The 6,882-nt window shown below is 74.9% G+C and carries 4 protein-coding genes; all 4 read left to right on the forward strand.

The genetic code is table 11. The features are described 5' to 3' along the window. Positions 1 to 152: 152 nt before the first annotated feature. Positions 153 to 1,856: a glycoside hydrolase family 26 protein gene (locus AC3WUG_RS19100; protein ID WP_492329116.1), complete on the forward strand. Its 1,704-nt coding sequence runs from the start codon at positions 153 to 155 to the stop codon at positions 1,854 to 1,856. Positions 1,857 to 1,912: 56 nt separating this feature from the next. Beyond that, positions 1,913 to 3,346, forward strand: coding sequence for a UDP-glucose dehydrogenase family protein (locus AC3WUG_RS19105; protein ID WP_492329117.1), 1,434 nt, complete (start codon positions 1,913 to 1,915; stop codon positions 3,344 to 3,346). Positions 3,347 to 3,711: 365 nt separating this feature from the next. Beyond that, positions 3,712 to 5,247: a glycosyltransferase gene (locus AC3WUG_RS19110; RefSeq protein ID WP_492329118.1), complete on the forward strand. Its 1,536-nt coding sequence runs from the start codon at positions 3,712 to 3,714 to the stop codon at positions 5,245 to 5,247. Beyond that, the coding region (locus AC3WUG_RS19115) for a glycoside hydrolase family 26 protein (RefSeq protein WP_492329119.1) at positions 5,240 to 6,882 on the forward strand (1,643 nt) is incomplete at its 3' end. The genes AC3WUG_RS19110 and AC3WUG_RS19115, both read left to right, overlap by 8 nt.

Below are 6,882 nucleotides of genomic sequence, written 5' to 3' on the forward strand. Positions count from 1 at the left end.
ACGGCCTTCGTCGGCAGCGTCAGGGGGGGAGAAGAGACAGCGCCGGCACGCCCGTGCCGCCGCGCCCGCCCCCGCCCGCCGGCGGCTCAACCCGCTCGCGGCGATCCCCTACGTGATCGCCGTGGTCCTGTTCGCCCTGGAGGCCCTCCTCTATGTCTGACGCACCCATCACCCCCAGCGGCAAGCACTGGTGGGCCCCGACGATGGGCCGGATGACCGTCCGCGCCCGCATCGCGACCGCCGTCATCGTGCTGGCGCTCGTGGCCGTCACCGCCGTCGTGTGGAACCTGCCGACCGTCTCCTCGATCGTGAACGCCCAGGCCGACGAGCCCACCGCCGCGGAGCTCGCGCTCCAGCAGCGGAACGCCGAGCTCGAGGGCCAGCTCCAGTCCAGCCGCGCGCAGGCCGACGCCCTCCGCGAGGTGCTGGGCGACGAGCAGGCCGCGCGCAAGAAGGGCGAGGAGTCCGCGGCGCAGAACCAGGCGCAGCGCGAGGCCGAGGCGGGCAAGAAGGCGACCTCCGGGTCGTCGGGCTCGTCGAAGTCCTCCTCCTCGTCCCGCTCGGGCCGCGGCTCGGCGGCGGCGGCGGGCGGCTCCGGCGGCGGCTCGTCGTCCGGCGCGACCAACCCGACCAACCCGCGCCCCGAGAACCCGAGCACCCCGGCCGCGCCCACGAAGCCGACCGCCCCGAGCAAGGCCGCGCTGGTGAACCCGACCAGCCGCTACTTCGGCATGTACACCGAGCAGGCCCCGTTCAACTGGGCCACGTTCGACGACGCGGCGAACGACGTGGGCCGCCAGCAGTCCATGGTCGGCTTCTTCGGCGGCTGGGACGAGGCGTACCGCGCCAACGCGGTGACCCGCGCCTGGCAGCGCGGGATGCTGCCGATGCTCACCTGGGAGTCCCGGCCGATCGCGTCCGGGAACGACGTGGTCGACGAGCCGGACTACACCCTGCCGAAGATCATCGCCGGCGACTTCGACGCCTACCTCACCCAGTACGCGAAGGACATCGCGTCGACCGGCCTGCCGCTCGCGATCCGGCTGGACCACGAGATGAACGGCGTCTGGTACCCCTGGGCCGAGCAGACCGGCTCCGGCGCCCCCATCAACGGCAACAACGTCGGCGACTACGTGAAGATGTGGCAGCACGTCCACGACGTCTTCGAGGCGAACGGCGCCAACCAGTACGTCATCTGGGTGTGGGCGCCGAACATCGTCAACAACCTGCCCGCCGCGAACCAGAGCACCGACTTCCTGCGGTCGCTCTACCCCGGCGACGCGTACGTGGACTGGGTCGGCGTCTCCGGCTACCAGCGCCCGCCGTACAAGTCCGACAACGACGCGACCTTCGGGTACACGTTCGACCGGACGCTCAACCAGCTCCGCGAGATCACCGACAAGAAGATCCTGCTGGCCGAGGTCGGCGCGTCCGAGGTCGGCGGCACCAAGCCCGCCTGGGTGAAATCCTTCTTCGAGGGCTTCGACCCCGGCCGCAACGACGACGTCATCGGGTTCGCCTGGTTCAACCTCGCGGTCACGACCTACGTCGACGGGCAGCTCGCCACGAACGACTGGCGGGTGGACTCCCGGCCCAACAGCCTCGAGGCGTTCCGGACCGGCCTCGCCGGCACCGCGCGCAACTTCGGCGGCACGGTGCTCGCCACCGCGCCGGCCGCGGTCGCCGCGGCACCGGCGGCCGAGGAGCCCGCGGCCGCCGCCGCACCGGCACCGACCGCGGCGCCGGCCCCGGCACCGTCCCCGACCGCGAGCCCGGCGCCGACCGCCTCGCCGAGCCCGGCGCCGTCGCCCAGCGCGACCGCCTCGGCCACCCCGACCCCGGCGGCGACCCCGTGACCGCCCGCCGGACCCGCACTCCCCGCCACCCGCGCCCCACCGTGAGGAGCACTGCCATGAACGACGCGTCCCTCTCCGCCGCCGCCCTGTCCGCCGAGGGCCTGGCCGCGGCCGACCTGCCCGTCGAGGAGACCGAGGCCCGCCCGGGCGGCGGCAGCCCCGCCGCCCCCCTGAAGATCGCCGTGTACGGCACCGGCTACCTCGGCGCCACGCACGCGGTCGCCATGGCCGAGCTCGGCTTCGAGGTCCTGGGCGCCGACGTCGACCAGGCCAAGGTCGACGCGCTCGCCGCCGGCAAGGTGCCGTTCTTCGAGCCCGGGCTCGACCCGCTGCTCGAGAAGCACCTCGAGACCGGCCGGCTGCGGTTCACCACCGACCTGGCCTCCGCCGCCGCGTGGGGCGACGTGCACTTCATCTGCGTCGGCACCCCGCAGATGAAGACCAGCCACGCCGCGAACCTCTCCTACGTGGAGTCCGCCGCGACCACCATCGCGACGAACCTGACCAAGGACGCGCTGATCGTCGGCAAGTCGACCGTCCCGGTCGGCACCGCGGCCCGGCTGCGCGAGCTCGTCGCGGCCAAGGTCCCCGCGGGGCTCTCCCTCGAGCTGGTCTGGAACCCGGAGTTCCTCCGCGAGGGCAAGGCCGTCGACGACACCCTGCACCCGGACCGCATCGTGCTCGGCGGCACCTCCGCCCGCGCCGAGGCGACGCTGCGCGAGGTCTACGCCGGCCCGATCGCCGAGGGCACCCCGGTCGTCGTCACCGACCTGCCGACCGCCGAGCTCGTCAAGGTCAGCGCCAACGCGTTCCTCGCCACCAAGATCTCGTTCATCAACGCGATCTCGACGGTGTGCGAGGCGGCCGGTGCCGACGTCACGGTGCTCGCCGACGCCCTCGGGCACGACGTCCGCATCGGCCGGCAGTTCCTCAACGCGGGTCTCGGCTTCGGCGGCGGCTGCCTCCCGAAGGACATCCGCGCGCTGATGCACCGCGCCAACGAGCTCGGCGCCTACCGCGCCTCGGCGCTGCTGCAGCAGGTCGACGAGATCAACATGGGCCAGCGCGAGCGCGTGCTGGACATGGCGGTCGAGGCCTGCGGCGGCTCGGTGCTGAACCGCCGGATCGGCGTCCTCGGCGCGGCGTTCAAGCCCGACACCGACGACGTCCGGGACTCCCCGGCGCTCAACGTCGCGGCGGCGCTGCACCTGCGCGGCGCGCAGGTCACGGTGTTCGACCCCGAGGCGGGCGACACCGCGCGCCGGTCGTTCCCGACGCTGTCGTACGCGACCTCCATCGAGGAGGCCGTCGAGGGCACCGACGTCGTCCTGGTCCTCACCGAGTGGGACCAGTTCGCGAACGCGGACGCCGACAAGCTGGCGCCGCTCACCGCCACGCCCCGCGTCGTCGACGCGCGCGGCAAGCTCGACCCGGCCCGCTGGCGCACCGCCGGCTGGCAGTTCGCGGGTCTGGGGCGGCTCGCCGCCTGACGGGCGGCCACGGGACGGGGCGTCCCGGCGGGTCGGCGCGCGGAGGGAGCGCCGGCCCGTCGGGGCGCCCCTCCGTCGTCCCCGGAGGCGCGCGGGGCCGCCGGCTGCGCGGCTCCCGGACGCCCGGGGCGCATCCGCCATCCGGACGCGCTCCGTCCGGATGGTGACCCGGAGTCGCGGGGGGTCTTGCGCCGCGCGCCGCCCTCCCCCCACTCTGGGACGCGACGCCCCGCAGGGGCCACGCCCCGCAGGGGCCACCCGCGCCGGAGCAGCTGCACCCAGCCGGCTGCTCCCCGCCGCCGACGGACGACCGTCGCCACCGACCAGCACCGCGCCGTTGCCAGCACGCGCCTCGGGGGTGGGCCGTGTTCATCTTCATCCTGCAGGTCCGGCAGCTCGCCGCCGACCAGGCCGAGATCTACCTGTTCGCCGTGTTCTCGGCGCTCGTGTGGGCGCTCTGGCTGCTCAAGGTCGTGCTGTCCCGCCGGTACCGGCCGTGGACCGAGCCGCACCACGAGACGACCACGGTCGTGGTGCCGGTCGTCGACGAGCCGCTGCCGCTGTTCCGGGACGTGCTGCGCCGCGTCGTCGAGCAGCGCCCGGACCAGGTCGTCGTGGTCATCAACGGGGACCGCAACCCGGGCCTCGAGCGCGTCTGCGACGAGTTCGCGCCGCTGGTGCGCTGGACCCACACCCCGGTGCCGGGCAAGCGCGGCGCCGTGCGGATCGGCGTCGAGCAGGCGCAGGGCGACGTCGTCGTGCTGGTGGACTCGGACACCGTCTGGACCCCCGGCACCCTCACCGAGCTGGTCAAGCCGTTCGCCGACCCCCGGGTCGGCGGGGTCACCACGCGGCAGCGCATCCTCGACCCGGACCGCTCCTGGCTCACCCGGTGGGCCGACTGGCTGGAGAACTCCCGCTCCCTGTACGCGATGCCGGCGCAGTCCGTCCTCGGCACCGTCGGCTGCCTCCCGGGGCGCACCATCGCCTTCCGCCGGTCGGCGCTGGACCGCGCCATGCCCGCCTTCCTCACCGGTCGGTTCCTCGGCGTCTTCCTCGAGGTCTCCGACGACCGGACGCTCACCAACCTCACGCTGAAGCAGGGCTACCGGACCGCCTACCAGCACACCAGCCTCGTCTACACGGACGCCCCGCTCCGGGTGGGCAAGCTGTTCCGGCAGCAGCTGCGCTGGGCGCGCGGCAGCCAGTACAACACCCTGCGGATGCTGCCCTGGATGCTCCGGCACGCCCCGCTGCTCGCGGTGTTCTTCGTCGCCGACATCCTGCTGCCGTTCCTGCTCCTGGGCACGATCGCCGGCTGGGTCTACCGCGCCGCGACCGGCACCGGCGTGAACCTGTACGAGGCCATGCTCGAGTCCTACGGCGCCCGGCGCGGCTGGTACTCCGTGATCGCGCTCATGGTCGCCTCGTCCGTGCTGTCGATGGCGGTCCGGCAGATCCGGCACCTGCAGGAGGTGCCCTCCGACGCGCTGCGCCTGCCGGTGTTCATCGTCGTCTCGACCCTGTTCCTGATGCCGGTGCGGCTCCTCGGGTTCCTGCGGATGGCGCACGTCTCGGGCTGGGGGACGCGCTCCGGGGCCTACGCGGGCCGCGGCCCCGGCGGGTCCGACGACGCCGTCCCGCCGCCGGGCGCGGACGCGCTCCCGGCGCTGCCCGGTGCCGCGAGCCGCGTGGCGGCCGACCCGGGCGGCGGCGCCGTCGGCGGCGCGGGCGGCGGCACGGCAACGGCGACGGCCCTGGCCGCCGCACCGCTGCGCGTCCGGGACCGGACCCGCACCGCGACGACCGCACCCCGGCGCCGTCGCCCCAACCCGCTCGCGGCCGTGCCCTACCTCGTCGCCGCGGTCCTGCTCGCCTCGGAGGCACTCCTCTATGTCTGAGCACCCCGCCCTCCCGATGACCGGCCAGCCGTGGTGGCTGCCCGGCACCCGCCGCATGACGACCCGGCGCGCCCGGCTCGCGACCGCCGTCGTGGCGCTCGCCCTGGTCGCGCTGACCGTGATCGTGTGGACCTCGCCCACCGGGCAGCACGACGACGCCGCGGCGGCCGGACCCTCCGCGACCGAGCAGCGGCTCGCCGCCGAGAACGCCGCCCTCCGGGGCCGGCTCGCCTCCGAGCAGGCGGAGAGCGACGCGCTCCGCGGCGTCGTCGGGCAGGAGCAGGCGGCCCGGCGGCACGGCCAGGAGGCGGCCGCGGCGGCCCAGGCCGAGCGCGACGCGGAGGCGCGCCGCCAGGCGCAGGCCGCGGCCGCCGGCGGCGGGTCGGGCGGCGGGTCGGGGTCGGGCGGCGGGACCGGGCGGTCCGGGCGGTCCGGCGACGGCGCGGGCCGCTCGGGCGGCTCGGTGTCCGGGTCGGGCTCGGGCGCGACGGTCCGCGGGGGCGGGGCCGGCGCGGCGGCCGGCGCCGGGACCGCCGGGTCGGTCGGCGTGACCCCCGGTGGCACGAGCGGCACGGGCGGCACCGGCTCGACCGGGACGCCGCGGCCCACCGCGCCGTCCCGGGAGGCGCTGCTGGACCCGGCGCTGCGGTACTACGGCATGTACACCGAGCAGGCGCCGTTCAGCTGGTCCACCTTCGACGCGGCGGCCGTGAAGGTCGGGCGGACCCCGAACATGGTCGGGTACTTCAGCGGCTGGGACCAGGAGTACCGCGCCAACGCGGTGACCCGGGCCTGGCAGCGCGGGATGCTCCCCCTGCTCACCTGGGAGTCCCGGCCGATCGAGGCGAAGAACGGGGTCACCGACGAGCCCGCGTACTCCCTGCCCCGGATCCTCGCCGGCGACTGGGACGCGTACCTCACCCGGTTCGCGCGCGACGTCGTCGCGACCGGCCTGCCGGTCGCGATCCGGTTCGACCACGAGATGAACGGGTCCTGGTACCCGTGGGCGGAGCAGAACGCCGGCGGCCGGTCGGTGAACGGCAACGGCCGCGGCGACTTCGCCCGGATGTGGCGGCACGTGCACGACGTGTTCGAGGCGAACGGCGCGAACCGGTACGTCATCTGGGTCTGGGCGCCGAACATCGTCAACAACCTCGGCGGACCCCTGGCCCGGCCGAGCTACCTGCGCAGCCTGTACCCGGGCGACGGGTACGTGGACTGGGTCGGCGTCTCGGGGTACCAGCGCCCCCCGATCCGCGACGGCAACGACTCGACCTTCGCGTTCACCTACGACCGGACGCTCGACCAGCTGCGGGCGATCACCCGGAAGAAGATCCTGCTGGCCGAGGTGGGCGCCTCCGAGCTCGGCGGCACGAAGCCCGCCTGGTTGCGGTCGTTCTTCCACGGCTTCGACCCGGGGGCCAACGAGGACGTCATCGGGTTCTCCTGGTTCAACCTCGCCGTCACCACCTACGTCGGCGGGGAGCTGGCGACGAACGACTGGCGGGTCGACTCGCGGCCGAACAGCCTGGCGGCGTTCCGCGAGGGCATCGCCGACCCGGCCCGGCGGTTCGGCGGGACGGTGCTGCCGGGCGCGCCGGCGTCGGCGGGCGCGCCGGGGCCTGTCTCTTATGC

It is taken from the genome of Cellulomonas sp. EB106-03-03-XG116 (assembly GCF_058792015.1).

Excerpts from the sequence above, each read along its gene's own strand:
- AC3WUG_RS19100 (WP_492329116.1), top strand. The coding sequence starts at position 153 with ATGTCTGACGCACCCATCACCCCCAGCGGCAAGCACTGGTGGGCCCCG.
- AC3WUG_RS19105 (WP_492329117.1), top strand. The coding sequence starts at position 1,913 with ATGAACGACGCGTCCCTCTCCGCCGCCGCCCTGTCCGCCGAGGGCCTG.